The 25632-nt window shown below is 42.8% G+C and carries 26 protein-coding genes; 14 read left to right on the forward strand and 12 right to left on the reverse strand.

All coding sequences use genetic code 11. The features are described from left to right. Window positions 1–129 precede the first annotated feature (129 nt). Window positions 130–321, reverse strand: a complete 192-nt coding sequence (locus tag CRO16_RS00755) for a cold-shock protein (RefSeq protein ID WP_029035283.1) — start codon at window positions 319–321, stop codon at window positions 130–132. A 75-nt stretch (window positions 322–396) separates the two neighbouring features. After that, a complete protein-coding gene (locus CRO16_RS00760) occupies window positions 397–1011 on the reverse strand; it encodes a MarC family protein (RefSeq protein WP_097054447.1) in 615 nt (204 codons plus the stop codon). Window positions 1012–1186: 175 nt separating this feature from the next. On the opposite strand from CRO16_RS00760, the gene CRO16_RS00765 reads away from it, so the two are divergent. The 4 genes from CRO16_RS00765 to CRO16_RS00780 are packed head-to-tail and all read left to right on the forward strand — an operon-like array spanning window position 1187 to window position 3534. Next, a complete protein-coding gene (locus CRO16_RS00765; protein WP_097054448.1) occupies window positions 1187–1780 on the forward strand; it encodes a DNA polymerase ligase N-terminal domain-containing protein in 594 nt (197 codons plus the stop codon). Between the two features lie 3 nt (window positions 1781–1783). Continuing rightward, complete coding sequence (gene ligD / locus CRO16_RS00770; RefSeq protein ID WP_097054449.1) at window positions 1784–2605, forward strand: non-homologous end-joining DNA ligase; 822 nt, start codon at window positions 1784–1786, stop codon at window positions 2603–2605. 14 nt (window positions 2606–2619) lie between these two features. Beyond that, entirely contained in the window at window positions 2620–3048 is a 429-nt protein-coding gene (locus tag CRO16_RS00775) for a YkvA family protein (RefSeq protein WP_097054450.1), read from the forward strand. A 33-nt stretch (window positions 3049–3081) separates the two neighbouring features. Continuing rightward, entirely contained in the window at window positions 3082–3534 is a 453-nt protein-coding gene (locus tag CRO16_RS00780; RefSeq protein ID WP_245858831.1) for a hypothetical protein, read from the forward strand. 415 nt (window positions 3535–3949) lie between these two features. Here CRO16_RS00780 and CRO16_RS00785 read toward each other — a convergent pair whose 3' ends face one another. Continuing rightward, window positions 3950–7381 carry a methylmalonyl-CoA mutase family protein gene (locus CRO16_RS00785; RefSeq protein ID WP_097054452.1) on the reverse strand — a complete coding sequence of 1144 codons (3432 nt, stop codon included), beginning with the start codon at window positions 7379–7381 and terminating at the stop codon, window positions 3950–3952. A gap of 180 nt (window positions 7382–7561) precedes the next feature. Between CRO16_RS00785 and CRO16_RS00790 the strand changes: the two genes are divergently transcribed. Both CRO16_RS00790 and CRO16_RS00795 read left to right on the forward strand, forming a co-directional pair. Beyond that, window positions 7562–8266, forward strand: coding sequence for a DUF4197 domain-containing protein (locus tag CRO16_RS00790; protein ID WP_097054453.1), 705 nt, complete (start codon window positions 7562–7564; stop codon window positions 8264–8266). A 185-nt stretch (window positions 8267–8451) separates the two neighbouring features. Then, the gene (locus tag CRO16_RS00795) at window positions 8452–8724 is read left to right on the forward strand and encodes a Lacal_2735 family protein (protein ID WP_245858834.1); all 273 of its coding nucleotides are present in this window, start codon (window positions 8452–8454) and stop codon (window positions 8722–8724) included. On the opposite strand, the gene CRO16_RS00800 is transcribed toward CRO16_RS00795, so the two are convergent. Genes CRO16_RS00800 through prfA form a run of 3 tightly spaced genes read right to left on the reverse strand, consistent with a single transcriptional unit; the run spans window position 8706 to window position 11500 of the window. Next, entirely contained in the window at window positions 8706–9503 is a 798-nt protein-coding gene (locus CRO16_RS00800) for a helical backbone metal receptor (RefSeq protein ID WP_097054454.1), read from the reverse strand. The two genes, CRO16_RS00795 and CRO16_RS00800, sit on opposite strands and share 19 nt — an antisense overlap. Window positions 9504–9560: 57 nt before the next feature. Continuing rightward, window positions 9561–10370, reverse strand: a complete 810-nt coding sequence (gene pyrF, locus CRO16_RS00805) for an orotidine-5'-phosphate decarboxylase (protein ID WP_097054455.1) — start codon at window positions 10368–10370, stop codon at window positions 9561–9563. 53 nt (window positions 10371–10423) lie between these two features. Next, window positions 10424–11500, reverse strand: coding sequence for a peptide chain release factor 1 (prfA, locus tag CRO16_RS00810; RefSeq protein ID WP_097054456.1), 1077 nt, complete (start codon window positions 11498–11500; stop codon window positions 10424–10426). 198 nt (window positions 11501–11698) lie between these two features. On the opposite strand from prfA, the gene CRO16_RS00815 reads away from it, so the two are divergent. Next, a complete protein-coding gene (locus CRO16_RS00815) occupies window positions 11699–12199 on the forward strand; it encodes a peptide-methionine (S)-S-oxide reductase (protein WP_097054457.1) in 501 nt (166 codons plus the stop codon). A gap of 21 nt (window positions 12200–12220) precedes the next feature. On the opposite strand, the gene CRO16_RS00820 is transcribed toward CRO16_RS00815, so the two are convergent. The 5 genes from CRO16_RS00820 to CRO16_RS00840 form a co-directional block, all read right to left on the reverse strand. Then, window positions 12221–12598: a GxxExxY protein gene (locus CRO16_RS00820; RefSeq protein ID WP_097054458.1), complete on the reverse strand. Its 378-nt coding sequence runs from the start codon at window positions 12596–12598 to the stop codon at window positions 12221–12223. A 138-nt stretch (window positions 12599–12736) separates the two neighbouring features. After that, window positions 12737–13720 carry a hypothetical protein gene (locus CRO16_RS00825; protein WP_097054459.1) on the reverse strand — a complete coding sequence of 328 codons (984 nt, stop codon included), beginning with the start codon at window positions 13718–13720 and terminating at the stop codon, window positions 12737–12739. Beyond that, on the reverse strand, window positions 13707–14888 hold the full coding sequence (locus tag CRO16_RS00830; protein ID WP_097054460.1) for an AIR synthase related protein: 1182 nt from the start codon (window positions 14886–14888) through the stop codon (window positions 13707–13709). Before CRO16_RS00830 ends, CRO16_RS00825 begins: the two co-directional genes overlap by 14 nt. Window positions 14889–15002: 114 nt before the next feature. After that, complete coding sequence (locus tag CRO16_RS00835) at window positions 15003–17189, reverse strand: glutamine synthetase III family protein (protein ID WP_097054461.1); 2187 nt, start codon at window positions 17187–17189, stop codon at window positions 15003–15005. 116 nt (window positions 17190–17305) lie between these two features. Further along, window positions 17306–18253, reverse strand: coding sequence for a calcium/sodium antiporter (locus CRO16_RS00840; protein WP_097054462.1), 948 nt, complete (start codon window positions 18251–18253; stop codon window positions 17306–17308). A gap of 172 nt (window positions 18254–18425) precedes the next feature. Between CRO16_RS00840 and CRO16_RS00845 the strand changes: the two genes are divergently transcribed. The 7 genes from CRO16_RS00845 (at window position 18426) to CRO16_RS00870 (ending at window position 24007) form a co-directional block, all read left to right on the forward strand. Further along, a complete protein-coding gene (locus tag CRO16_RS00845; RefSeq protein ID WP_097054463.1) occupies window positions 18426–18785 on the forward strand; it encodes a BlaI/MecI/CopY family transcriptional regulator in 360 nt (119 codons plus the stop codon). Then, a complete protein-coding gene (locus CRO16_RS00850) occupies window positions 18785–20278 on the forward strand; it encodes a M56 family metallopeptidase (RefSeq protein WP_097054464.1) in 1494 nt (497 codons plus the stop codon). Before CRO16_RS00845 ends, CRO16_RS00850 begins: the two co-directional genes overlap by 1 nt. A 126-nt stretch (window positions 20279–20404) precedes the next feature. Then, window positions 20405–20554, forward strand: coding sequence for an SsrA-binding protein (locus CRO16_RS00855; protein ID WP_097054465.1), 150 nt, complete (start codon window positions 20405–20407; stop codon window positions 20552–20554). A 485-nt stretch (window positions 20555–21039) separates the two neighbouring features. Further along, the gene (locus CRO16_RS16035; RefSeq protein WP_029038389.1) at window positions 21040–21195 is read left to right on the forward strand and encodes a lmo0937 family membrane protein; all 156 of its coding nucleotides are present in this window, start codon (window positions 21040–21042) and stop codon (window positions 21193–21195) included. 327 nt (window positions 21196–21522) lie between these two features. Next, on the forward strand, window positions 21523–21891 hold the full coding sequence (locus CRO16_RS00860) for a four helix bundle protein (RefSeq protein ID WP_097054466.1): 369 nt from the start codon (window positions 21523–21525) through the stop codon (window positions 21889–21891). 125 nt (window positions 21892–22016) lie between these two features. Then, entirely contained in the window at window positions 22017–22772 is a 756-nt protein-coding gene (locus CRO16_RS00865; RefSeq protein ID WP_097054467.1) for an SDR family oxidoreductase, read from the forward strand. 590 nt (window positions 22773–23362) lie between these two features. Continuing rightward, window positions 23363–24007, forward strand: coding sequence for a hypothetical protein (locus CRO16_RS00870; RefSeq protein ID WP_097054468.1), 645 nt, complete (start codon window positions 23363–23365; stop codon window positions 24005–24007). 327 nt (window positions 24008–24334) lie between these two features. On the opposite strand, the gene kynU is transcribed toward CRO16_RS00870, so the two are convergent. Further along, window positions 24335–25606 (reverse strand): kynureninase, encoded by a 1272-nt coding sequence (kynU, locus tag CRO16_RS00875; protein ID WP_097054469.1) that lies wholly within the window; start codon window positions 25604–25606, stop codon window positions 24335–24337. Window positions 25607–25632 lie beyond the last annotated feature (26 nt).

Below are 25632 nucleotides of genomic sequence, written 5' to 3' on the forward strand. Positions count from 1 at the left end.
AAAATCATTGGATAATAAACAATTAACAGGGATCTATAGCATGAAAATTTATTCCGGAATGGAATATCGGCAAATAAAAAAGCCTCACATTGCTGTGAGGCTTAAGAATATAAATATCAAAAATTAAGACTAAGCTTGTCTTACGTTTACTGCATTTACACCTTTTCTACCTTCTTCAAGGTCGAAAGTAACTTCGTCATCTTGTCTAATCTCGTCTACAAGACCATTAGCATGTACGAAATACTCATCATTTGATTCTTCGTCTTTAATAAATCCGTAACCTTTTGATTCGTTAAAGAACTTAACTGTACCTTTATTCATTATATAAAATTAAATTGATGGCGAAGGTACAACTATAAAAATGATAACCTACTATAAATCAATTTATTATTTATTTTATTCCATAAAGGCTATATGTATCCCCTCTATCAGCATGTTAACTCCAATAATTGCAATGATCAAACCCATTATCTTCTCTACCACCACGATCTTATTGGCGCCAATGTACCGCACAAGGTATTCACTGGAGAGAAAGGCTAAATGATTAAGATACATAACAAGGGCGAACATGACCAGAATAATTCCCAGTTGAAGATAGGAGGCTGTGGTAGTGAAGTTCATTGCGGTAACAATCGTCCCCGGCCCCGCAAGAATTGGAATTCCAAGGGGAGAAATGGAGATCTCTTCATTGAAGTTCACTTCCTTCTGGTTATCGATACTGGAGACCTGTGCCCTTATCATTTCAAAACCTACAAAAAAGACAAGAATTCCCCCGGTGATCTTAAAGGCAGGTATGGTCAGTCCAAAGAAATCAAAAATATACTTACCTAAAATGATAAAACCCGACACTATAATAAAGGCCGTAAAAGTGGCTTTTCGCGAGATCACTTTTTTTGTGGGTCTATCTGCCTGGCGGGTAAGGCTAAGAAAAATGGGCACATTGCCCACAGGATTATTGATGGCAATAAACCCGGTAAAAACGGCAATGGCAAATACCCAGATTCCCTCCATTATAAATTCCTGTTGTTTTTAGATTAAAGCGGTAAAAGTATCTAAAATAAATCAGCTGCAAAAATAGTCATGCTCCCTTTCTCCATTCCTTCACAAAACCAGAAGTTTTGAGACTTCTTTAACGAAGCTACAGGTGCAATTTTTGTATTTTTTCCGGTCAGGAAGAAAAAATTCCATGAAGAGTTACAACGAAAAAAGAGATTTCAGCAAAACCAGGGAGCCTAAAGATGCACCTTCAAAAAAGGGAAATAAGGATCCTATTTTTGTGATTCAGAAACATGATGCCACCAATCTTCACTACGATTTTAGGCTGGAGATCGACAATACCTTAAAATCCTGGTCGGTTCCTAAAGGTCCCAGCACAGACCCTTCAGTAAAGCGAATGGCAATTCCAACAGAGGATCATCCCCTGGCATATGCCGATTTTGAAGGCACCATTCCCCAGGGAGAGTATGGCGGCGGCACAGTAATGATCTGGGATAAAGGAACCATTGCAAGTAATAAAAAAGATGAAAACGGGAATATCATTTCTCTGGAAGAAAGCTTTAAAAATGGCAGCATTGAAGTTGTTCTCCACGGAAAAAAATTAAAAGGCGGCTACAATCTCGTTGAAATGAAAGGCGGAAAGATGAAAGGCAACTGGCTGTTGATGAAACAGGATGATGCCGAAGCCGATGCACGTCGCAACCCCGTGAGTACCCAGTCAAAAAGCGTAGTTTCGGGAAGGACCCTGAAGCAAATCGCCAAAAACGAATCTGAAACCGACTAAGGTATGGAAATAGCAGGAGTAGAGATTTCTCATCCCGATAAAATGCTTTTTCCGCAGAAAAAGATCACTAAAGGAGATATGGTGCAGTATTATGAGAGGATCTCCCCGCATATGTTGCCTTTTTTAAAAGACCGCCCCCTCACCTTGCACAGGTTTCCAAATGGTATAAATGAAAACGGATTCTATCAGAAAAATGCTTCGGAATATTTTCCGGATTTTATCAGGACCGTTGAAGTTGAAACTGAAGAGGGCACAAATACCCAAATTCTTTGTAATGACGTAAAAAGCCTGGTCTACCTTGCAAACCAGGGCACTATTGTTTTTCACATCTGGTTAAGCCGGAAAGATAAAATGCGGCAGCCGGACAAGGTGGTCTTTGATCTGGATCCTTCCGAAGCAAACTTTGATATGATCAAGGAAGCCGCCACTGAGCTACGGGATCTTCTAAGAAATAAAAATATTGACCCCTCTGTTATGACCAGCGGAAAAAGCGGCTTACATTTATACTATACTGTAAGACGCGGAAAAGATTTTGATGATGTAAAGGAAGAAACCAAAGAAATAGCTGAAGAGGCGGAAAGGCTGCGCCCCGACCTTTTTACTACCCAAATAAGGAAGAATAAGCGGGAAGGAAAGATCTTCGTGGATTTTTTGCGGAATGCCTACGCACAAACAGCAGTTTGTCCTTATTCATTAAGGGCAACAGAAGAAGCGGGAATAGCCACTCCTTTAGAATGGGAAGAATTATTTCGCATCAAAAGCGCTTCTCAATTCAATATGGAAAATATTTTTAGACGCTTAGGACAATTAAACAGAGATAAATAAAAAATACGACACAAATGAAAGAGATCAGCCCCGAAAAGGCCAATAAGGCATTGCACGACCAGGCAGAAAAAGTAACAGATAAAGACCTGGAAAAGGTACTGGCCAAGGAACAAAAGATCGAAGACAAATTCAGAAATAACGACAGTATAAGCGGGTATCTTGATCGCGCCAAAAGTATGTTTGGGCTTATACGTGACTATTGGAGCGGAAATTACCGGCAGGTGCCATGGAAAACCATCGCCGCTGTGGCAGGTGCCCTTCTTTACGTCCTTATGCCGCTCGACCTTATCCCCGATTTTATTCCTGTTGCCGGATTTCTGGATGATGCGGGTGTAATTGCCGCATGTTTAAAGCTGGTGAGCGATGATCTTGTCACCTACGAAAAATGGAAAGTGCAGCAGGACCACGGCATTACAGAGAAAGATAAAGAAAGACTGTCTTAGGCTCAAAGGATGAGAAAAGAAAAACTGGAATCAATGCCTTTGTATAAAAAGGCATTGGAGATCCTTAATATTGTAGATAGGATTGTACAGCTTGTCCCCGAAGAGAACGAGTTCACCACTACTATTGCCCAAAACATGTATGCAGATGCACTGCAGCTGGCACCAAAGATAGCCGGTGCAGAGGGCGTGGATCTTTACGACATCAAGATGGAAAATGCTGCCATTATCAGAAAATGCGCCCGGGAGATCTATGTGGGCTGCAACGGATTTTTAATAGAAGGTTTTAAAGAGGTGGAGTACCTGGAGATGCTCAGGGAGGAAATAGAGAAATTCAGGATACTTTTTGCCGAATGGGTAAAAACCTTTGATCAATGGAATTATATCATCGACCGTTGGGGGTTGTTCAATCCGCCGGGAGTGAATTATGATGATAAGGATCCAGATGATGATATTCCCTTTGACAATCCTTTTGATGAGGAGGATTGAGATTAAGAACCCTTTCAGAGTTTGAAACTCTGAAAGAGTTGAGGCTTCAAAAAAGGAAAAAACCTCAAAGGTTTTAATAACCTGTGAGGTTTATTTTTTAAGGTTCCCGAGTCGGCTGCGCCTCTCGGGATAAGCGATTCGCACAGCTTTCACACAGCGAACAAGATTTGTGAAAAAAAGATCCCGATATCGCTATCGCTTATCGGGATAAGCAGCCTGCACCTTTTTCTCCGCCCTTCGGTTGAAAACTCTCCAAAAGAAAAGATCCCGAGTCGGCTGCGCCTCTCGGGATAAGCGATTCACACAGCTTTCACACAACGAACAAGTTTTGTGAAAATAAGATCCCGATATCGCTGCCGCTCATCGGGATAAGCGATTCGCACAGCTTTCACAAAAGTGAAAACTGGCTCTCTGCTTACATATTTCTTCGATACTGCCCTCCTACTTCAAACAAGGCTGTGGTGATCTGGCCCAGAGAGCACACCTTCGTGGCTTCCATTAAGACCTCAAAAATATTCTCATTTTGAATGGCGGCATTTTTCACCTTTTCCAGAGTTTCATGCTCCAGTTCCTTTTTGGCCTCATGCAGGTCCTGTAAAGTTTTGATCTGGTTCTGTTTTTCCTCTTCCGTAGCTCTTATCACTTCTCCGGGAGTTACTGTTGGTGAACCGGTAGAACTCAGGAAGGTATTTACTCCAATAATAGGGAAATCTCCATTGTGTTTCAGGGTCTCATAATAGAGACTCTCCTCCTGGATCTTACTTCTCTGGTACATGGTTTCCATAGCTCCCAGTACGCCACCTCTCTCGGTGATGCGATCAAATTCAAGAAGTACGGCTTCTTCTACAAGATCTGTAAGCTCTTCTATAATAAACGATCCCTGAATTGGATTTTCATTCTTGGTGAGCCCCAGCTCTTTATTGATGATCAACTGAATGGCCATCGCTCTTCTTACAGAAGCTTCTGTCGGCGTAGTGATCGCCTCATCATATGCGTTAGTGTGAAGGGAGTTACAGTTATCATAGATCGCGTAGAGCGCCTGAAGCGTTGTTCTAATATCATTGAAATCTATCTCCTGCGCGTGTAAAGATCTTCCGGAGGTCTGGATGTGATATTTCAACATCTGCGCCCGCGGATTTGCTCCGTACTTATACTTAAGCGCCTTACTCCAGATCTTTCTCGCTACTCTTCCAATAACAGCATATTCAGGATCGATTCCGTTAGAGAAGAAGAACGACAGGTTAGGCCCGAACTTGTTGATGTCCATTCCTCGGCTCAGGTAGTATTCTACATAAGTGAATCCGTTGGCAAGGGTTAGTGCCAGTTGGGTAATTGGATTGGCTCCTGCTTCGGCGATATGGTAACCTGAAATCGAAACTGAATAGAAGTTCCGCACATTTTCACGAATGAAATATTCCTGCACGTCTCCCATCAACCTCAACGCGAATTCCGTTGAAAAAATACAGGTATTCTGCGCCTGATCTTCCTTTAAGATATCGGCCTGTACGGTTCCCCGCACCTGGCTTAGGGTCCTCTTCTTGATATCCTCATAAATATCGGCAGGAAGCACCTGATCTCCGGTTACGCCAAGCAACATCAATCCAAGGCCATCGTTCCCTTCAGGTAACTCGCCGCGGTATTTTGGCTGCCCCATTCCTTTTTCGGAATAGATCTTGTCGATCTTTTCCTGCACTTCTTTTTCAAGGCCGTTCTCCTTAATGTATTTTTCGCACTGCTGGTCTATAGCCGCATTCATAAAAAACCCGAGCAGCATCGGCGCGGGACCATTAATGGTCATACTCACCGAAGTCATAGGATCGGCAAGATCAAAGCCTGAATACAACTTTTTAGCATCATCCAGGCAGCATATGGATACCCCTGCATTTCCGATCTTTCCATAGATGTCGGGACGATGATCGGGATCATTTCCGTAGAGGGTAACAGAATCGAAGGCGGTGGAAAGCCTTTTGGCCGGTAAGCCCATACTCACATAATGGAAGCGGCGGTTAGTACGCTCCGGCGAGCCTTCCCCGGCGAACATCCGGGTTGGATCCTCTCCCTGTCGCTTGAAAGGATATAGCCCTGCAGTATATGGAAATTCCCCCGGCACATTTTCCTGCAGGCACCATCTTAAAATGTCACCCCAGGCCTGATATTTTGGAAGTGCCACTTTTGGGATCTGCGTATGTGATAAAGATTCAGTGTGGGTTTCGATCTTGATCTCCTTATCACGCACCTTAAATGAATAGATTGGATCTTTATACTTATTGACTTTATCATCCCAGCCGGTAATGATCTCCCAGTTATAGGGGTCGAGATCCATTTTTACCCGGTCAAATTCTTTTTTTAGAAGGTTTAGCAGGTCTTCATTTTCTGAAGTTGAGGCGTCCTTGAAGCCATCCTCATCAAGTCCGTACTGGTTCAGCCCCAGCTTTACTCCTGAAACTGATTCAATGGTCTTGTAAATTCCGTAGAGCTTTTGAGCCACTTCTGCCTGCGCAGCAGCTTTTTCATCGTAGGAGCGATTGTTTTCTGAAATTTCAGATAAATAGCGCGTCCTGCTAGGAGGGATCACAAAGATCTTCTCGCTCATCTCCTTAGAGATGTTGAAAGTAGAGTTAAAATGACCACCGGCTTTCTCATCGATCTTATCCATGATCTTTTTGTAAAGCGTGTTCATCCCCGGATCATTAAATTGGGAAGCAATTGTTCCATAAACGGGAAGATTATCCGGATTTTCATGCCACAGCCCATGATTCCGCTGATATTGCTTTTTCACATCCCGCAAGGCATCAAGCGCTCCCCGTTTGTCGAATTTATTGATCGCTACAAGATCGGCGAAATCGAGCATATCGATCTTTTCCAACTGCGTAGCCGCACCAAATTCCGGTGTCATTACATATAGCGAAACATCTGAGTGCTCTAAAATTTCGGTATCAGATTGCCCGATCCCCGAAGTTTCTAAAACAATAAGATCATAATTTGCCGCTTTAAGCACCTGAATGGCTTCAGCAACATATTTGGAAAGGGCAAGATTTGATTGTCGGGTTGCCAAAGAGCGCATGTACACCCTCGGATTATTGATGGCGTTCATCCTGATACGATCTCCTAAAAGAGCACCGCCGGTCTTCTTTTTAGAAGGGTCAACAGAAATGATCCCGATCGTCTTTTCAGGGAAATCGATAAGGTAACGACGCACGAATTCATCTACCAAAGATGACTTTCCTGCACCACCCGTCCCGGTAATACCAAGAACCGGAATTTCACGCTCCTTATTTTCTGAATGTATCTTATCAAGGGTGTCTTTGGCTACTTCCGGAAAATTTTCCGCAGCAGAGATCACCCTCGCTATCGCTCCCGGTTTCTTTTCGGCCAGCTGACTTACTTCCCCGTTCAGGTTGTCGCCCAAAGGATAATCTGATTGTTGTACAAGATCATTGATCATGCCCTGCAGGCCCATTTCCCGGCCATCATCGGGTGCATAGATCCTGGTGATCCCGTAATCCTGAAGTTCTTTGATCTCCTCGGGCAGGATTACTCCGCCGCCGCCGCCAAAGATCTTGATATGTCCCGCACCTTTCTCCTGCAGGAGGTCATGCATATATTTAAAATATTCGGTGTGCCCTCCCTGGTATGAGGTCATGGCAATAGCGTTGGCATCTTCCTGTATGGCGCAATTCACCACTTCTTCCACACTGCGGTCGTGGCCCAGGTGAATCACCTCCACTCCCGTGGACTGAATGATACGGCGCATAATATTGATGGCAGCATCATGGCCATCAAAAAGAGAAGCTGCAGTGACAATTCTTACTTTATTCTTGGGTTTATAAGGAGCTTGTTGTTCCATTATTTCGAAAACGTTTTAGGGCGTGCAATTTACGAATTTAGAAACGAAGTTGCCATTTTTCGTGGTTTATTCAATGGCCAATCCAATTTGGCACTATTGCTGAAGATCATCAGCAGCAGGATAACTTTTGTTTATGATTTTCATTCGCCATATATAGATACCTTTGTTAAAACTTGAAGCATGAAGAAATTTTTACTCCTGGCCATTGTGCCTTTGTTTATGGGTTGTGCAGAATTACAACAAATTGCCGATTCCCTGCCACAGGAAGGCCCGGCCATGACCAATACCCAAATCGCTGCCGGTTTACGCCAGGCACTTGACTTTGGAATAGAAAAACAGGTCACAAAACTTACTGAAGAAAATGGCTTCTGGAGCAATGAACTTGTGCGGATAGGTTTACCTCCCGAATTGCAGAAAGTAGATAAAACCCTACGCGACCTGGGCATGAGTAACCTGGCCGATGAAGGCCTGAAAGTGCTCAATCGTGCTGCCGAAGATGCAGTGAAAGAAGCAACACCTATTTTTGTGAATGCAGTAAAGGAGATCACTTTTACCGATGCTAAAAATATTTTGCTGGGGAACGACACCGCCGCTACGACCTACCTGTCCCAAAAAACCACAGATCCGCTTTACGCCAAATTCAATCCGGTAATCACTACCTCTCTAGACCGGGTGGGTGCGACGCAGGTTTGGACCAACATCATCAACCGCTACAATGCCCTGCCCTTATCCACAGATGTAAATCCAGATCTTGCAGATTATGTCACACAGCAGGCTTTGGAAGGTGTCTTTACAATGATCGCCGTGGAAGAAAAGGAAATACGAAACAACTTCGCCTCCCGAACCACAGATCTGTTGAAAAGGGTATTTGCGCTACAAGACTAACAAGGTTTAAGGTTTAAGGTTTAAGGTTTAAGGTTTAAGGTTTAAGGTTTAAGGTTTAAGGTCGAAAATTCAATATTCAATATTCAATATTTACGGTTATAAACAATTGAATTACTGTCTTAACCATAGTAGAATCTACAGAAGTGTCCTACATCTTATAAGTTTTTAACAAGAGCTGTAGGTAAATGGCGAACATTTATAAGAATGTTAACTTCAGGTTAGGAAAAGTTCGAAAACAGGCAGGATATCTTTGTCTCAATAACACAAAGCATATGTTCCGACTATTTGAACCCCGGTCTGCAATGGAAAGGCTTCAGGAGAAATATTGTTTCCTGATGCGCCGGTCTTTTGAGCTTGCCCTGGTAGATAAAACCAGAAGCGATCTGCTCAACGAGAAGGCATGCAAGATCTTACAGGAGATCCGCCGGATGGAGAAGACTCAGGAAAAATTTTCCTGAAGTTGCCTGAAGTAAGTAAACGCCGCCGTTAGACGCGAGCCGTACCAGCTAAAATATTCCCCGTCCACGATTTGGACCCGAGCCTTTCCCACCTCATTTCTCAACGCCTGTACATGATCCTCCTTAAAAGGATACGGCTCTGTTGACAAGAGCAATAAATCCACCTTTTTTTGCCCCAAATCCCCCAAATTGATCTCAGGATACCTGGAATCTTCTTCGGAAAATACATTCTGTAGTTTATTAAGCTGAAGAAGGTGATCTATAAAAGTATCTTTTCCTGCCACCATCCATGGATCTTTCCAGATAAAATAAGCCACCTTCCGTACCGGAAGATTGTGCATATCCTCCTGAAATTGACTTCTTAATAATGTGATTTTCTCTGCTATTTCTGAAGCTTTTGCAGTCACTCCGAAGATTTCTCCATACTGAAAAATGAGCTCCAGGGAATCATCTATAGATTTTATATCAGAAACATGAACAGGAGCGATCTTTTCCAGCTCTGTCACCATTTCTTCTGTATTCTCTTCCTTATTACAAAGAATAATATCAGGTTTCAGGGCAGCAATCCTGTCGAAATGCACTTTTTTGGTGCCGCCTACTATTTTTTTCTCCTTCCGCAGGTCCCGGGGATGCACACAAAATTTCGTGACTCCAAATATTTGCTCTCTAAGACCGAGATCTACCAATAATTCCGTCTGACTCGGCACCAGAGAAACGATGCGTCGGGGAGTCCCCTTCACTTCTATCTTTCGGTTTAACTGGTCCCTAAATACTTTCATAGACAAAAAGAAGTGTCAAAAAAGGCATTTTTGAAGCTCTTACTTCAGCAGCTGCTTTTAAAGATAGCTGGCCATTTCCTGCTGAAGTTTTTTAGCTTCAGTTGCAGCGGCTTCAGCAAAATTTTCATCTTCCGAAGCATAGATAACGGCACGGGATGCATTGACCAGCAGCCCCACCTTCCTGTTCATACCAAATTTACACACTTCTTCCAGGCTGCCTCCCTGAGCTCCCACTCCAGGAACCAACAAAAAACTTTCCGGAATGAGGTGACGGATCTCCCTGAGATGTTCAGCTTTTGTCGCACCCACTACATACATCAGGTTTTGGCCGTTATTCCAGTCTTTAGAAGTCTTAATTACTTTCTTATAAAGTTCCTCCCCATCAAAGCTCTGCGTCTGGAAATCAAAAGCTCCTTCGTTAGAAGTCAGCGCAAGTAAAATCGTGTGTTTATTCTCATAAGCCAAAAATGGCTCCACGGAATCCTTTCCCATGTATGGCGCCACTGTGACCGAATCAAAATTAAGGTCCTCAAAAAAGGCTTTTGCATACATGCCCGAAGTATTGCCAATATCGCCACGCTTGGCATCTGCAATAGTAAAGATCTCAGGATGATTCTCATTAAGGTAATCAATGGTCTTTTTTAAAGCCTGGAATCCTTTGATCCCCTGCGCCTCATAGAAGGCAAGATTGGGTTTGTATGCCACAACCAGCTGATGTGTGGCATCAATAATGGCTTTATTAAAAGCAAATATGGGATCTTCTTCTTTTAAAAGGTGCTTCGGAATTTTGTCGATGTCCACATCGAGTCCAATGCACAGGAAGGATTTTTTAAGATGGATCTGTTCGGTAAGCTGAGAAGTGGTCATGGGCTGGAAATAAAAAAGCTGCCGGAGTGCGGCAGCTTTGAATTTTTTATGATTTAAAAAACGTCTGAATTCTCTTTCAGTTTTTCGGTGTTTTCAACAAGTTGAAGTTCGTCGATGATCTTTTGAATATCACCATTGATGATGTTTCCAAGATCGTAAAGCGTAAGTCCTATCCTGTGATCGGTCACCCGGCCCTGGGCATAATTATAGGTACGGATCTTTGCACTCCTGTCTCCGCTGGAAACCATGGAGTTTCTCTTAGCAGCATCTGCTTCCATCTTCTTGGCAAGTTCCTGCTCATAAAGCCTTGACCTCAACACGCGGAATGCCTTCTCCTTATTCTTGTGTTGGGATTTTTGATCCTGACACTGCGCCACCAAACCGGTTGGAAGGTGAGTCAATCGTACCGCGGAATATGTAGTGTTCACCGACTGTCCACCCGGACCTGAAGAACAGAAGTAGTCAATTCTCACGTCTTTAGGATCGATCTCGACGTCGAACTCTTCAGCCTCCGGCAGCACCATTACTGTTGCGGCAGAGGTGTGCACGCGTCCCTGGGTTTCGGTTTGAGGTACCCGCTGCACACGGTGTACTCCCGCTTCAAACTTTAGAGTTCCGTAGACATCCTCTCCGGTCACGTCAAAGATGATCTCTTTGAATCCGCCGCTGGTACCTTCGCTAAAATCCACGATCTGGTGTTTCCAGCCACGGCTTTCAATATATTTGGTATACATGCGGTAAAGGTCTCCGGCGAAAATACTGGCCTCATCCCCACCGGTACCGGCACGGATCTCCATCACCACGTTCTTGGCATCCTCAGGATCTTTAGGAACAAGCATCATCCTGATCTTCTCCTCCATCCCCGGGATCTTCTCCTTGGCCTCTTCCAGCTGCATTTTGGCCATATCGGTCATCTCGGGGTCACTGCCATCGGCAATGATCTCTTCGGCTTCCTTCTTATTTTCAACAAGACTCAGGTATTCGGCGCGAACCTCCATGAGTTTCTTAAGCTCCTTGTATTCTTTGTTCAGCTCGATATAGCGCTTTTGATCTGCTATTACAGAGGGTTGAATGATCAGGTCATTCACCTCGTCAAAACGCTGCTTCACAATATTTAATTTCTCGATCATATCATCTCCTTAAAGTGGCAAATTTACAATAAATCCATTGGATTCCTGTAAAGGATTTATAAGGGAGTAAAAAATTCTTAAGCGGGAACGGAATAGAAAATTTTCCCTGTTTCACACAAAGATCACCGGGAAAAAAGCAAGAACACAAAGAAGAACAAAAGGTAAGAGATTCTTCTGATTTTCATTATTTTGATTGGCATGGAGAAGATGAAAAAAATCGGGTTGGGCGGAGGCTGTCACTGGTGTACGGAAGCGATCTTTCAGCAGGTGGAGGGTGTTGTAAAAGTTGAGCAGGGGTATATTGCTTCTGAAGCTCCCGCCGATACTCTTTCTGAAGCTGTTATTGTTCACTACCTCCCAAAAAAGGTGAATTTGGAGAGGCTTTTGGAGATACATCTTCATACCCACAATTCGACTTCAGATCATTCCTTCAGGAAAAAATACCGGAGTGCGGTCTATTTCTTCTCTGCGGAAGAGGAAAAGGAGATAAAAAGTTTACTTGTAAAACTTCAGAAAAAATTTGAGAAAAAATTGGTGACGCAGGTGTTGGCCTTTCGGAAGTTTGAAGCTTCAAGAGAATCCATTCAAAATTACTACAAGAGAAATCCTGAAGCTCCTTTTTGTAAAAGATATATAGAGCCGAAGCTGAAATTAATAAAAGAACTCGATCTTATTCCACGCAAAGAGCGCAAAGTCTAAAACGCAAAGGACGCGAAGAGTCTACAGATCATTGACAATCCTATGAATTCCCTCTTTAAGAGATTTCGTATTAAAATTCATTAGAAGTCCAAGCTTTAATCCGGAAAGTTTTAAATAAGTAAGTAATTGTGAGAAATGAACAGGCGCCAAATTCTCAACAGATTTGATTTCGATTATAACCTTATTATTCACCCAGAGATCAATCCTATATCCAACATCCATTTTTACTTCTTTATACAAAAAAGGCATGGGTACCTGTTGCTGAACATCAAAACCAGCCTTGCGAAGATCAAAAGCTAATGCATTTTCATATGCTGATTCCAGCAAACCAGGTCCTATTTTACGGTGCAATTCAAGAGCAGAACCAATAATCCTATATGAGAGCTCATTTTCTGTCATTCCTTTAAATTAGAAAAAATTGCTTGAACTAATAGAAAATCTTGTGGCTTGATTAAAAAAATCGGAAGAACTTTTCTAGTTAACTTCTTTGCGTCCTTTGCGAAATTCTTTGCGCTCTTTGCGAGAAAAATATTTCTATCACCTCTTATTCCCTAACAAAATTTCCTCCTTCATCCTCAAGATCAAAAGCTTTTCCACTTTCTCTGCATCGGGGAGTTGCCCGGCTTTTTCTGCGAGGGTGGTGAGGTGGCCGGTGGCAATGAGGTCGCGGTAGAGCTTTTGGAAACTTTCGCCTTTAGGTTCGTAAGAATCGACTTTGATCTCCAGGAGAGAAATGATCACCAGCATATAATACTGCAGCTGCTTCTCATCATGTATGTCCATCGCATCCTTCATCAACTCCTCAAAAGTGATATTCAAATAGTCCATTCCCTGTACAATGGTGCGGGCGGCATTATAGAATGCTTCCCAGTTAGGATCAAAAAGAGCATTTTTGAAGTAACTTTTTCCTTCTTCGCCACAAAGAGAAAAACTCAGAAAAATCCCTGCATTACAATCGGTAGAAATGATGGTTGCCCCAGATTGGTAGAGCTGCTCCAGAAGTTCCGCCCTATTCTCCAGTTTGCAAATGAGAGCAGGAAGATATTCCGGAAACAGGTTTTTATCGAGCACCTTCACAATACTATTACGGATCTCTTCCCGATATTCTTTGCAGTCAAAATTAAGCAGACCCAGTACAGCCGCTTTGTTCAAATAATATTCGGTGGAATTAAAAGCATAATGCGCCAGCAAAGGTTTTGCGGGCTCATATCCAAGTTGGCCTAAAATCTCCAGTACGATTTCAGGATAATTTTCCTGCAGCCGACCATCAGAGATTGAGGATCTGAAGATCTTTTCGGCATGAGTGGAATCTCCCCACCTGCCTACAATTTCAAGCAGGTCTCCGGCATAAGGATCTGTGGGGTTTTGAAGAAAATGCTGCAGAAGTTCTTCCGCATCGGCTTTGCTTCCGAAGCTGAGAATGGTATTTTTAAAAGCGTTGATGATCTGAAAATCTGCTTTTCCTGATATTTCCTTCAGCAGACCAAAAGTAGCGGGAAAAACAGCCTTAGCGGTATTCAAATTCCCCGAATTCACTTTTGATGGTCAGTTTTTTCTCTTCGGAAGCCTCTACCCTGCCCACGATCTTCGCATCCACATTGAAGGATTTTGAAATTGCGATCAAATCTTCAGCAATGGCTTGATCTACATACAACTCCATACGATGGCCCATGTTGAATACCTGGTACATTTCCTTCCAATCGGTTTTGCTTTCCTGCTGAATGAGTCTGAAAAGCGGCGGAACCTCAAAAAAATCATCCTTGATCACATGCAGCTTGTCCACAAAATGTAAAACTTTGGTCTGCGCACCACCGCTGCAGTGTACCATTCCAAAAATGTCATTTTTAGAATACTTTTCAAGGATCTTTTTAATGATTGGGGCGTAGGTTCGTGTAGGGGAAAGCACCAGTTTACCCGCGTTCAGCGGACTCTCTGCCACTTCATCGGTCAGGGTTTTTGAACCGCTGTACACAAGGGCTTCAGGTACTGAAGGATCAAAACTTTCAGGAAATTTTTCTGCCAGACTTTTTCCGAAGACATCGTGACGCGCAGAGGTGAGTCCGTTGCTGCCCATGCCGCCATTATACTCCTTTTCGTAGGTCGCCTGTCCAAAAGAAGCCAGTCCTACGATCACGTTTCCGGGTTTAATGTTAGCGTTATCGATCACTTCAATGCGCTTCATGCGGGCGGTAACGGTAGAATCAACAATAATGGTACGAACGAGGTCGCCAACATCGGCAGTTTCGCCCCCGGTGGAGTGAATATTTATTCCGAAGTTTTTAAGGTCTGAAAGCAATTCTTCGGTCCCGTTAATAATTGCAGAGATCACCTCCCCCGGCACGACATTCTTGTTACGGCCAATGGTAGAGGAAAGCATAATGTTATCTACTGCGCCGACACATAGGAGGTCGTCGATGTTCATTATGAGCGCGTCCTGGGCAATCCCTTTCCAAACACTCAAATCCCCGGTTTCCTTCCAGTACATGTATGCAAGGGAAGATTTTGTTCCGGCACCGTCGGCATGCATGATGAGGCAGTAATCTTCGTCGCCGGTAAGATGATCGGGGACAATCTTACAGAATGCCTTGGGAAAAAGTCCTTTATCAACATTTTTGATGGCGTTGTGAACGTCCTCTTTTCCGGCAGAAACTCCGCGGCCGGCATATCGTTTACTTATTTCCTCACTCATGCTTTTGGATTTGAGGTTCAAAGATAATTAGTTTAAATTTTTCAGCCTTCAGATTAGAAAAAATAAAGCCACCTTGAAAAAAGAGTGGCTTTAAAAATGTCATTTTTGACAGGATTAACGGGTAAACAATAATTCCCTGTACTTGGTCAATGGCCAGATCTCATCATCGATCAACAGCTCCAGCTTATCGCAATGGTAACGGATCACTTCAAAGAAAGGCTTCACCTCGTTGCAATAGGCAAAGGCTTTTTCTTCGGCCTCTTCCAGTTTATTTGCCTTTTTACGTGCCTCGATCATATCGGTAATTCCGGAATTGATCTTCTCAATATGCACAGAAATTTCTTTGGTGATTTCCAGCTGTTCCTTCGAGTGCATTTTAAAATCATCTCCAAAAATGTCTTTTAATCCACGTACGTTCTTGATCAAAATATTCTGGTAACGAATAGCCGTAGGGATCACGTGGTTACGGGCAATGTCACCAAGAATCCGACTTTCGATCTGTACTCTCATTATGTATTCTTCAAGCTGAATTTCGTAACGGGCTTTAATCTCCACATCGTTCATCACCCCCAGCTCCTTGTACATTTCAACAGTTTCCTTTTTTATAAGGGCTTTAAGGGCTTCAGGCGTGTTTCGGTTGTTGCTAAGACCACGTTTTGCGGCTTCTTTTTCCCATTCATCTGAATATCCATCTCCTTCAAAACGAATATTTTTTGAATCCTTGATGTATTCTCTAAGGACGTTAAAAATAGCGTCGTCTTTCTTCATTTTTTTGCCTTTGATAAGGCTATCTACCTCCTTTTTAAAATCCCGCAGTTGCTTGGCAACGATGGAATTCAAAGCGGTCATAGGTTCGGCACAGTTTGCAGTCGATCCAACGGCGCGGAATTCAAATTTATTTCCGGTGAAAGCAAAGGAAGAGGTCCTGTTTCTGTCTGTATTGTCCAGCAGAATTTCAGGAATTTTCCCAACCACATTCAGTTTTAGTTCGGTTTTTTCCGCAGGAGAAAGTTTTCCGTCGGTCACCTTTTCCAGCTCGTCAAGAACTTCAGTTAACTGAGAACCGATAAAAGTGGAAATTATAGCAGGAGGCGCTTCGTTGGCACCAAGCCTAAAGTCGTTTGACGCACTTGCAATAGTTGCTCTTAGCAGTTCCTCGTTATCGTGTACGGCTTTAATGGTATTGATGAAAAAGGTTAAAAACTGAAGGTTCTTCATAGGGGTACTACCCGGACCTAAAAGGTTTACTCCGGTATCTGTACTTAAGGACCAGTTGTTATGTTTCCCGCTTCCGTTGATGCCTGCAAAAGGTTTCTCATGGAACAAGACCACGAAATTATGACGCTCGGCCACCTTGTGCATAATATCCATAAGCAAAGAGTTATGATCTACAGCAAGGTTTGCCTCTTCAAAAATGGGTGCAAGCTCAAATTGATTTGGTGCCACCTCATTGTGACGTGTTTTCACCGGGATTCCCAGGAGCATCGATTCTTTTTCAAGGTCTCTCATATAAGAAAGGACCCGTGAAGGAATTGAACCAAAGTAATGATCATCCAATTGCTGACCCTTAGCAGGCGAATGCCCTAACAGGGTTCTTCCCGCAAGCTGAAGATCGGGCCTGGAGGCCGCCAAAGCCGAGTCGATAAGGAAATATTCCTGTTCCCAACCGAGGGTCGCCTGTACTTTATTTACATTCTTGTCAAAGTATTTAGCCACATCTGTCGCAGCCTGATCTACAGCATGCAGGGCTCTTAAGAGCGGTGTTTTAAAATCAAGTGCGTCCCCTGTATAGGAAACAAAAACGCTGGGAATACATAGGGTAGTCCCATAAATAAAAGCCGGAGATGTAGGATCCCAGGCCGTATAACCACGAGCTTCAAAAGTATTCCTTATCCCTCCGTGCGGAAAGCTGGAGGCGTCTGGTTCCTGCTGAACTAATTGTCCGCCGCCGAACTTTTCGATTGCAAGTCCATCTCCGATGGTTTCAAAAAATGCATCATGCTTTTCGGCAGTAGTCCCTGTAAGAGGCTGAAACCAATGAGTGTAATGTGTAACTCCTTTGGTGATCGCCCATTCTTTCATTCCGGTGGAAATATGATCGGCTATAGAGCGGTCGATCTTTTTTCCGGTGGCATTAGCTTCCATGACACTTTGAAAGGCCTCTTTAGTTAGAAACTGTCGCATTACGCTTTCGGTAAAAACATTTCTTCCGAAGAGTTCCGAGCGCCGCTCTTTTTCTTCAATGGGGATAGGTTTCCTGTTGAGGGTTTCCTTGAGTGCCTGAAATCTTAAAGTTGCCATGAGAATTTTTTAATGGTTTAACGGCAACAAATATATTTGTTTTTTTAATACACCCCCTAAAATTTTAGGGTAGGTTTATTAAAAATTATATTTTAATTATGAACACCCCCTATTTTTTAGCCCAATAGCGCCTGGCTCACAAAAAAAGCATAAGCTCCAACCAAAAGAAAACCTTTTAACCTTCCCAGAGAATATTTTGTTGGCAGGTAGGCCAGCGGGATAAGTACAAAGGCAATTCCCACCATCCAAAAAATATCATTGGTAAGGATCTCATTAGACTTTACAGCCACCGGTTGAATAATAGCTGTGATCCCCAAAACAGATGCGATATTAAAAATATTGGATCCTATTAAGTTTCCAAGAGAAAGAGCTTTTTCTTTTTTCACCGCTGCAATGACCGAAGCAGCCAATTCAGGAATACTTGTTCCTACTGCAATCATGGTAACTGATATTACCCTTTCACTTATTCCAAATGCCGAAGCTAAATCCACAGCGCCATCCACAAGCAGTTCAGACCCAAAGTACAAGGCCAGTCCTCCTATGACAAGCCAGAGGATCGTTTTAAAAGAGGAGGCTACTTTAAGGTTGGGATCGATCTCTTCTGCCAGTTCCTCGGGTTTATTGCGCGCACGTCGAATGAGGAACACCAGGTAAATCAAGATCGCCAACAGCAAAAGGATCCCCTCCATAGTGGAGAGCACATGTTCTGAAGAAAGGAAAAAGTAGAGCGCAATCGAAAAAAGCATCATTATAGGCCAGTTGAACCTTATAAAGTCCCTATCAATTAGTAAAGGAGAGATCATTGCTGTAATACCCAACACCAGACCTATATTGGCGATATTGGAACCTATTACATTGCCCAGAGACATATCTGAATATCCATTAAGAGCTGCCTGCAGGCTCACCAGTAATTCTGGTGCCGAGGTGGCGAAGGAGACCACGGTTAGACCTATCACCATTCGGGAAAGGTCCAGTTTTAAGGAAATTGCAACAGAAGACCTTACCAGAAATTCACCTCCCACGACCAATAAAACAAAACCAATAATAATAAAGATAACGCTCATTAAATTTTTTTCGCGAAGATAGGAGATTCTTGTTTAATGCCGGAAATGACCATTGGCAGTGGCAGTAATAATCCCTGAAGAAGTAAAATGTAAAAAATAACTATAAAAATAGTTATTAAACGAATTTTATAGTTATGTTTGTTTTCAGAAAATATTTAATTCCAAATCATCCATGGAAAAACTCACCAATAAAGAAGAAGAGATCATGAGGATCCTGTGGGACCTGAAAAAGGCTTTTGTAAAAGAAGTAATTGCAGAGATTCCCGACGAGAGCCTGCATTACAATACGGTATCAACCATCATTCGAAATCTGGAGGATAAAGGGTACGTGGGTCACAAAGCCTATGGAAAAACGCATCAGTACTTTCCTGTGGTGTCAAAAGAAGATTACAGAAAGCAGTTCATGAAAATGGCCACCAATAGATTTTTTGACAACTCCTATAAAAATGTCGTCTCCTTTTTTGCCAGGGAAGAAAAAATCAGCGCAGAAGAATTACGGGAGATCCTGGAACTCATAGAAAAGAAGAAGTAATGCAGGAACTGATCATTTATCTTTTGAAAAGCTCTGGGTTGATTAGCCTGTTTTATGTCGGCTATTACCTGCTGTTGAGGAACGACACCAGTTTTTGGGCCAACCGTTTCTATTTGCTTGCCGGCATTATCACTTCCCTGCTCCTGCCTTCCCTTCAAATCACGAGAAATATTGTAGCAGAAAAATCAGCCACGCAGCTATCCGAAAGTTTTTCCGGCCAGTTCCCTGATTTGCCGGTGGTGCAATCCGGTGCCGTGGATTGGTGGCAAGTCGCAGGAATCTTTTATTTAATTGGTCTCACATTCTTTCTGCTGAAGTTCTTTTTGGAACTCGTTTCCCTTCTGAAGCTGATCTACACCAACAAATCGGTACGAACTAAAAATTACACTCTAATTCAGAAACCGGGAATTTTCCAACCTTTTTCCTTTTTTAGATACATAGTCTTAGATCCCGCCCAACACAGCCCGGGAGAACTGGATATTATTCTGAAGCACGAGCAGGCACATGTGCGTCAATGGCATTCCCTGGATCAACTTTTTAGCAGCTTATGTATGTATGTTCTTTGGTTCAACCCCTTGTGTCGGCTGTACAGCAAAAGCATGGTTCAGAATCTGGAATACCTGGCCGACCAGGAAGTGATCCACGCACAGGTGTCAAAAAAGGAATATCAGCAAGCACTTCTAAAAATTTGTACTGCCGGGTTTCAACTGGCGCTCACCAATCATTTCTACCAATCCTTAATTAAAAAACGTATTATGATGTTAAACAAAAACACTCCTCAAAAATTGAATATCTGGAAACTAAGCCTTGTGCTGCCCTTTCTTGCCGTATTTATCTTCTTTTTTAATGTTAAGACTGTTGCTCAGGAATTAGAGAAGAAAACAGAAACCTCTGTTGATACAAAAACTAATCCTGACCAAAAATTTTTTAAACATGATCCTGAATTTAAATCTGATGATATTCCTGCAATGCACCTGGAAAATAAAGATGTAAAAATTCACAGCTTTCAGGAAGTAACCCCTTTAATGGTAGTAGACGGGAAAAAAATGGAACCGAATTTTGATGCCGGTTCTATTGCAACTTCTTCTATAGATAATATAAAGGTCCTTAAGGACGAGACCGCAGTTGAGAAATATGGAGAAGCCGGGAAACACGGGGTGATAGAAATTTACCTGAAGTCCAATGAAGCCGGCAACGAGGAAAAATCATCTTCTGAAGCAAAGGCAAATCCCACGACTTTAGAAGTTACCAAAGTAAGATTTGAAGAGTCGACAGGGCTATCTGTAAGAGATGTGGGCAATGCAGATCCTGATGCGTCCAAACCTTTATATGTCATCGACGGAAAAATCGCCGACAAAGATTTCGAACCCAAGGCTATCGCCCCTGAAAATATTAAATCTGTTACCGTACTTAAGGGGAATGAGGCTATTGAGAAGTATGGGGAGAAAGCTAAAGCGGGAGCAATAGAAATAACTCTAAAAAAACATAATTAGCCAGATTAAGAAAGTCTGCACTACCAGCAAAATGCACTTCCTTAGATTGGATCAACTCTGACCGCGGACTAAAGCCCCGGCCAGAGTTTTTTATTTCTTACCTTTATTAGAAATCAACCAACCCTTATGAAAAAGAAATTTTTCAGACAGCTTTCAAAACTCAACAAAAAACTCTTACCCAGTTACAGTAAACAACAGCTGGATCTTGCCAAAGCCACAAAACTTCAGAAGGCAATTATAGGATGGAAACTGTGGGTGACGAAGAATGCTTTATAGTATTGAGTATTGAGTAGTGAGTAGTGAGTAGTGAGAAAGTTATGAGTTATCAGTTGTCAGTTATCAGTTGTCAGTTATGAGTTGTGAGTTCAGATACCGGTTTTGAATTTTTAAATTTTGCCGTGAAACACGCTGTTGCCTAAGAAAGTCACGCTGAACCTGACTGCAGGGAGGAAGGTCTTATGTTTTTTTCTGCTGCAATTTTCCCTCATACTCCACATCCTCCTTCCAGGAGCAGTTAAGTTTATAAAGGAGGAGAAGAAGATTGAAATAATCCTGAATTTTAAATCCTAATCATAAGTAAGCCGCTGCGCGGCTCCCGTTAAACCTCCGTTAAAGTAGGAATTGCAATACGAAAGCTTTTGTACATTTATTAGATAATCGGCAGTAAAGGCTTTGGAAACCCGAAAAGTTTTCGGTTTTACTGTGAAAGCACAACCAAAAAATTTAACCAGCAGCCTAAAATGCTGCACAAACTAACAATTATGAGAGATTTAGTATGGCTTATTATCGTTTTACTGATCATTGGATGGTTGATTGGCTATTTTGCCTTTCCTGACCTTGGAAGCATCATTCACATCCTGATCGTGATCGCAGTAATTTTGATCATTTACAAACTTTTGACAGGAAGAAGCCTGTAAAGGGAAACTTGCAGGCCATTGAATAGAGGGCCGCTCCATTAAATACCAACAAGAATTTTTCTAGATCTACCAGATTTTGGAATGGTTTAATAATTTTTTCTTGTTTGTGTTTGGGGCGGCTTTTCAATTTAATGAAGTTAGAAAGACGAAGTTAGAAGTACGAAGTGGGGGGATTAGGGATTAGGGATTAGGGATTAGGGATTAGGGATTAGGGATTAGGGATTAGGGATTAGGGATTAGGGATTAGGGAAAATAAAAAACCTAACCAATCCCAATTAACCACTCCCCAATTAACCAATCACCAGTTAACCAATTATTTAAAAACAAATGGCTGAGAATTTTGAAAAGCTACAATGTTGGCAGGTATGTAATGAACTAAAAATTTACATCAGAACCATAATACTTCCTTCTTTGCCAAAAACGGAACGATTCGAATTGTATACCCAATTATTGCGAGCTTCAAGATCAGCTACAGCAAATATTGCTGAAGGTTGGGGAAGATATCATTATAAAGAAAACATCAAATTTCTTCTGAATGCCCGCGGCTCAGTAGCAGAGGTATTGGATCACAGCCTGGAAGCAAAAGGTTGGAATTACATCTCAGATAAAAACCTGCAAAACATCCGCCTCCAAACTGAATCCTGTATAAAACTGATTAATGGATATATTAAGTACCTTAGAAATCAAGGAGAGTAGGGATTGGAGAATAGGAATTATGAATTAGAAATCAGGAATAGAAAAATGAATTTATCTGTCTCCATTTAACTCAACACCAATCAACTAATCACCAATTCACCAATTAACTAATAACAAATCAAAAAATGTGGAACTTAAAAGGACAAACAGCAATTATCACCGGCGGCTCTAAAGGAATCGGGCGCGCGACGGTTTCAGAATTTCTAAAACTCGGAGCCGACGTGCTTTACACCGGCCGGAATGCAGATGACATTTTAAGAGTAGAAGATGAATTTACGGCAGCCGGGCACTCTGTAAAAGGAATAGTAGCCGATGTTACCGTTGCTGAAGACAGACACAAGATCGCCAATTGGGCAGAAAACAATTGGAAAGCAGTGACTATCCTGGTAAATAACGCCGGAATCAACATCCGGAAAAAAGCCATGGACTTTTCTGAACAGGAATACCGGCAAGTGGTTGAGACTAATCTCATGTCACCCTTTCTCCTTGCAAGAGAATTGTATCCTTACCTAAAGAAATCGGGCAACGGAAAGATCATTAATGTCGCATCCTCCGCCGCCACGCAGGACGTAGGCACAGGAACACCTTATGCCATGGCCAAAGCCGGCCTACTGCAGCAAACGAGAAGTCTGGCGGTAGAATGGGCCCGGGATAACATTCGTGTAAATGCCGTCTCTCCCTGGTACACCCGCACTCCGCTCACCGAAAACATTTTGGAGGGGGAGCGCAAGGAAATGATCCTCCGCCGCACTCCGCTCAACCGCATCGCCGAACCTGAGGAAATAGCTTCGGTAATTGCATTTTTAGCTATGGACAACTCCTCTTTCATCACCGGACAAACCATAGTGGCAGATGGAGGGATGAGCGTGAAAGCGCTTTAGGGCCTGCGGCCGTTTCGGGTTCAAGGTTTAAAGTTCAAGGTTGTTACAGGATGCAGGTTCAATTGGTGCGGGTTTAAAAAGCTATTAGCTCTTGGCTTTTGGCCATTGGCTTTTTTACGTCTTTGCGAAGGAGCTTCTCTGCGATTGAAGCAATCTCCTCCTCGAAAAACGGAAAGATCACTGCTAGATCCTCTCCCCTTTTTTCGGGATTCAAATATTGGTAGTTGCCCAAAAAGCTATTAGCTCTTGGCTTTTGGCCTATGGCTTTCTTACGTCTTTGCGAAGGAGCTTTTCTGCGACTGAAGCAATCTCCTTCTCGTGAAACGGAATAGGTAATGTACAGCCTCTCCGAAACTTTTTCCTGTTTTGCCCTTGCCCTATCTTGAAGGTTCGGGAGGAACCGGGAAAAAAGTTGGCAGTGCTCAGTGATCTTGAAAGCTTTTGGTTGTTGGCTGTTAGCTTTTAGCTTTTTTTATTTTGAGGCCTTTGCGCGCTTTGCGAGAAAGATTTCGGGTTCAAAATTCAGGATTTAAGATTCTTGTCAGCAACTCATCCCAGTTTTGCTATCTTTATTAATCTAATTCCAACCCATGAAAAAATATACTCTCCTCCTGTTTCTAATTTCCCTACTCCTTTCCTGCACAGATACACAACAAGAACAAACCATAGTCCAAAAAATAGCGAATGCTAATGGTTTTGAAAACTGGGAAGATGTAAAGGAACTCCGCTATACCTTCAATGTAAGAGTCAATGACACTTTAAGGACCAGCAGGGCCTGGACCTGGCAACCTAAAACTAATATGGTCACTCTCACTACTCCTGACAGTACAGTAACCTATAACCACAAAACAGAAGCTGCGGCTAATGAAAAGACAGATCAGCGGTTCATTAATGATCAGTACTGGCTACTCTTCCCTTTCCACCTGGCATGGGATGAGATGGAATGGGAGCATACAGAAGAAGCCACAGCTCCTATCAGCGGCGAACAAATGCAGCGGGTCACTGTGACTTATCCCGGCGGAGCCGGTTATACTCCGGGAGACCAGTACGAAGTTTATTTCGGAGACGATCATATCATCAGGGAGTGGGTATATCTCTCCGGCGGCAGCAGGGAAAATCCTTTCCCCGCCACCTGGGAAGATTACAAGGATTTCAGCGGAATCAATATCGCACAGATGCACAGGAGTAAGGATGGGAGTTTTGAGCTGTTTTTTACTGATGTGAGTGTGGAGTAGCTAGTATTGAGTAGTGAGAAAAAGCTTTTGGCCTTTAGCCTTTAGCTTTTGGCTTTTTCCGTTATCAGTTGTCGGTTGTCGGTTTATTCGGTTACACTCAAATCCCTAAATACCGACTTGCTATTACATACTGCTGAATATATTCCTGGTTGCGGTTTCTTCTTATCATCTCAACAGAGTTTTTTTCGGCAGAAAGAAGGCACGTTGAGCAATCTCATTTTTTCGTCTTTTGGCTTTTGTTCCCGTGTACGGTGATCAGTAGAAAACGAACTTAATTATTGTTAACTGTTCCCTGATCATTGAAAATTAAAAAGTCTTGGCTCTAATTTATTGGCTTTCAGAAAAATATCCCTTCAACACCTGCCCAAACTCATACATATTTTCAAAAGAGCAATAAAACGGTGCCGGTGCCAGCCGGATCACATTAGGTTCCCGCCAGTCGGTGATCACCCCGTTCTTCATTAGGTAGTGAAAAAGTTCCTTCCCCTGTCCGTGCAGGAAGACTGATAGCTGTGTTCCCCTTTCCTGTGGTGTGATGACCTCAAAGTTGCCGCCGACTTCTTCTTCAACTTCCTGAAGAATGTACTCAAGGTAAGCAACGATTTTGTTGCGCTTTTCAATTAATGCAGGCATACCAACTTCCTCAAAATATTCGAGCGACGCCAGGTAAGGGGCTAAAGCAAGTATGGGTGCATTGCTAATCTGCCAGGCATTAGCGCTGGGTTCAGGTTGGAATTCGGGTTCCATGAGGAAACGTCTCTCTTTGTTGTGTCCCCACCAACCTTCGAATCGGGGTATATCTTTTTGATCATGGTACTGTTCATGAACAAAACATCCCGATGCATTTCCGGGACCGGAATTCATATATTTATAACTGCACCAGGCAGCGAAATCGACATCCCATTCATGTAACTTCAACTCCACATTTCCCGCAGCATGGGCAAGGTCCCAACCTACATAAGCTCCGGCTTCTTTCCCGATTTTAGTGATGGTTTGCATATCCAGGACCTGCCCGTTATAATAATTCACTCCGCCCATCAAGACCAGGGCACACTCCTCTCCTACTTCCCTGATCTTTGCCAAAATATCCTCAGTTCTGAAATGATGCTCCCCCTCCCTCTTTTTGACTTCAACAATAACCTCCTTAGGATCCAGACCATGAAACCGCACCTGACTCGCGATCATGTATTGATCACTGGGAAAGGCTTTTTCCTCCATGATAATCTTATAGCACTCTTTGGTAGGTCGGTAAAAAGAAACCATTAACAGATGCAGGTTTACTGTGAGAGTATTCATCACAGTAATTTCAGAAGGCATTGCACCTACTATAGGTGCCAGTTTTTCTGAAAACCGCTCGTGGTAATCCCACCAGGCCTTCTCTGCCTGAAAGTGTCCCTCCACAGCCAACTCCGCCCAATCGGTCATCACCTCATCAACATATTTCTTTGCATTCTTAGGCTGCAAACCCAATGAATTCCCGGTAAAGTAGATCACTTTTTTGCCGTTGACTTTTGGGAAGTGGAATTTATTGCGGAAGTTTTTAAGAGGGTCTTGTTGATCGAGTTGCTGGGCGTATTGAAGAGTATTTTCAAAAGTCATTTCTGAAAGTTTGGCTCAAAAATACG

The organism is Salinimicrobium sediminis (genome assembly GCF_900215295.1).
Taxonomy (GTDB): Bacteria; Bacteroidota; Bacteroidia; order Flavobacteriales; family Flavobacteriaceae; genus Salinimicrobium; species Salinimicrobium sediminis.

Bases quoted from the DNA above. Each gene is read 5' to 3' on its own strand.
- CRO16_RS00755 (WP_029035283.1), bottom strand. From the start codon at position 321: ATGAATAAAGGTACAGTTAAGTTCTTTAACGAATCAAAAGGTTACGGA.
- CRO16_RS00760 (WP_097054447.1), bottom strand. From the start codon at position 1,011: ATGGAGGGAATCTGGGTATTTGCCATTGCCGTTTTTACCGGGTTTATT.
- CRO16_RS00765 (WP_097054448.1), top strand. From the start codon at position 1,187: ATGAAGAGTTACAACGAAAAAAGAGATTTCAGCAAAACCAGGGAGCCT.
- ligD (WP_097054449.1), top strand. From the start codon at position 1,784: ATGGAAATAGCAGGAGTAGAGATTTCTCATCCCGATAAAATGCTTTTT.
- CRO16_RS00775 (WP_097054450.1), top strand. From the start codon at position 2,620: ATGAAAGAGATCAGCCCCGAAAAGGCCAATAAGGCATTGCACGACCAG.
- CRO16_RS00780 (WP_245858831.1), top strand. From the start codon at position 3,082: ATGCCTTTGTATAAAAAGGCATTGGAGATCCTTAATATTGTAGATAGG.
- CRO16_RS00785 (WP_097054452.1), bottom strand. From the start codon at position 7,381: ATGGAACAACAAGCTCCTTATAAACCCAAGAATAAAGTAAGAATTGTC.
- CRO16_RS00790 (WP_097054453.1), top strand. From the start codon at position 7,562: ATGAAGAAATTTTTACTCCTGGCCATTGTGCCTTTGTTTATGGGTTGT.
- CRO16_RS00795 (WP_245858834.1), top strand. From the start codon at position 8,452: ATGGCGAACATTTATAAGAATGTTAACTTCAGGTTAGGAAAAGTTCGA.
- CRO16_RS00800 (WP_097054454.1), bottom strand. From the start codon at position 9,503: ATGAAAGTATTTAGGGACCAGTTAAACCGAAAGATAGAAGTGAAGGGG.
- pyrF (WP_097054455.1), bottom strand. From the start codon at position 10,370: ATGACCACTTCTCAGCTTACCGAACAGATCCATCTTAAAAAATCCTTC.
- prfA (WP_097054456.1), bottom strand. From the start codon at position 11,500: ATGATCGAGAAATTAAATATTGTGAAGCAGCGTTTTGACGAGGTGAAT.
- CRO16_RS00815 (WP_097054457.1), top strand. From the start codon at position 11,699: ATGGAGAAGATGAAAAAAATCGGGTTGGGCGGAGGCTGTCACTGGTGT.
- CRO16_RS00820 (WP_097054458.1), bottom strand. From the start codon at position 12,598: ATGACAGAAAATGAGCTCTCATATAGGATTATTGGTTCTGCTCTTGAA.
- CRO16_RS00830 (WP_097054460.1), bottom strand. From the start codon at position 14,888: ATGAGTGAGGAAATAAGTAAACGATATGCCGGCCGCGGAGTTTCTGCC.
- CRO16_RS00835 (WP_097054461.1), bottom strand. From the start codon at position 17,189: ATGGCAACTTTAAGATTTCAGGCACTCAAGGAAACCCTCAACAGGAAA.
- CRO16_RS00840 (WP_097054462.1), bottom strand. From the start codon at position 18,253: ATGAGCGTTATCTTTATTATTATTGGTTTTGTTTTATTGGTCGTGGGA.
- CRO16_RS00845 (WP_097054463.1), top strand. From the start codon at position 18,426: ATGGAAAAACTCACCAATAAAGAAGAAGAGATCATGAGGATCCTGTGG.
- CRO16_RS00850 (WP_097054464.1), top strand. From the start codon at position 18,785: ATGCAGGAACTGATCATTTATCTTTTGAAAAGCTCTGGGTTGATTAGC.
- CRO16_RS00855 (WP_097054465.1), top strand. From the start codon at position 20,405: ATGAAAAAGAAATTTTTCAGACAGCTTTCAAAACTCAACAAAAAACTC.
- CRO16_RS16035 (WP_029038389.1), top strand. From the start codon at position 21,040: ATGAGAGATTTAGTATGGCTTATTATCGTTTTACTGATCATTGGATGG.
- CRO16_RS00860 (WP_097054466.1), top strand. From the start codon at position 21,523: ATGGCTGAGAATTTTGAAAAGCTACAATGTTGGCAGGTATGTAATGAA.
- CRO16_RS00865 (WP_097054467.1), top strand. From the start codon at position 22,017: ATGTGGAACTTAAAAGGACAAACAGCAATTATCACCGGCGGCTCTAAA.
- CRO16_RS00870 (WP_097054468.1), top strand. From the start codon at position 23,363: ATGAAAAAATATACTCTCCTCCTGTTTCTAATTTCCCTACTCCTTTCC.
- kynU (WP_097054469.1), bottom strand. From the start codon at position 25,606: ATGACTTTTGAAAATACTCTTCAATACGCCCAGCAACTCGATCAACAA.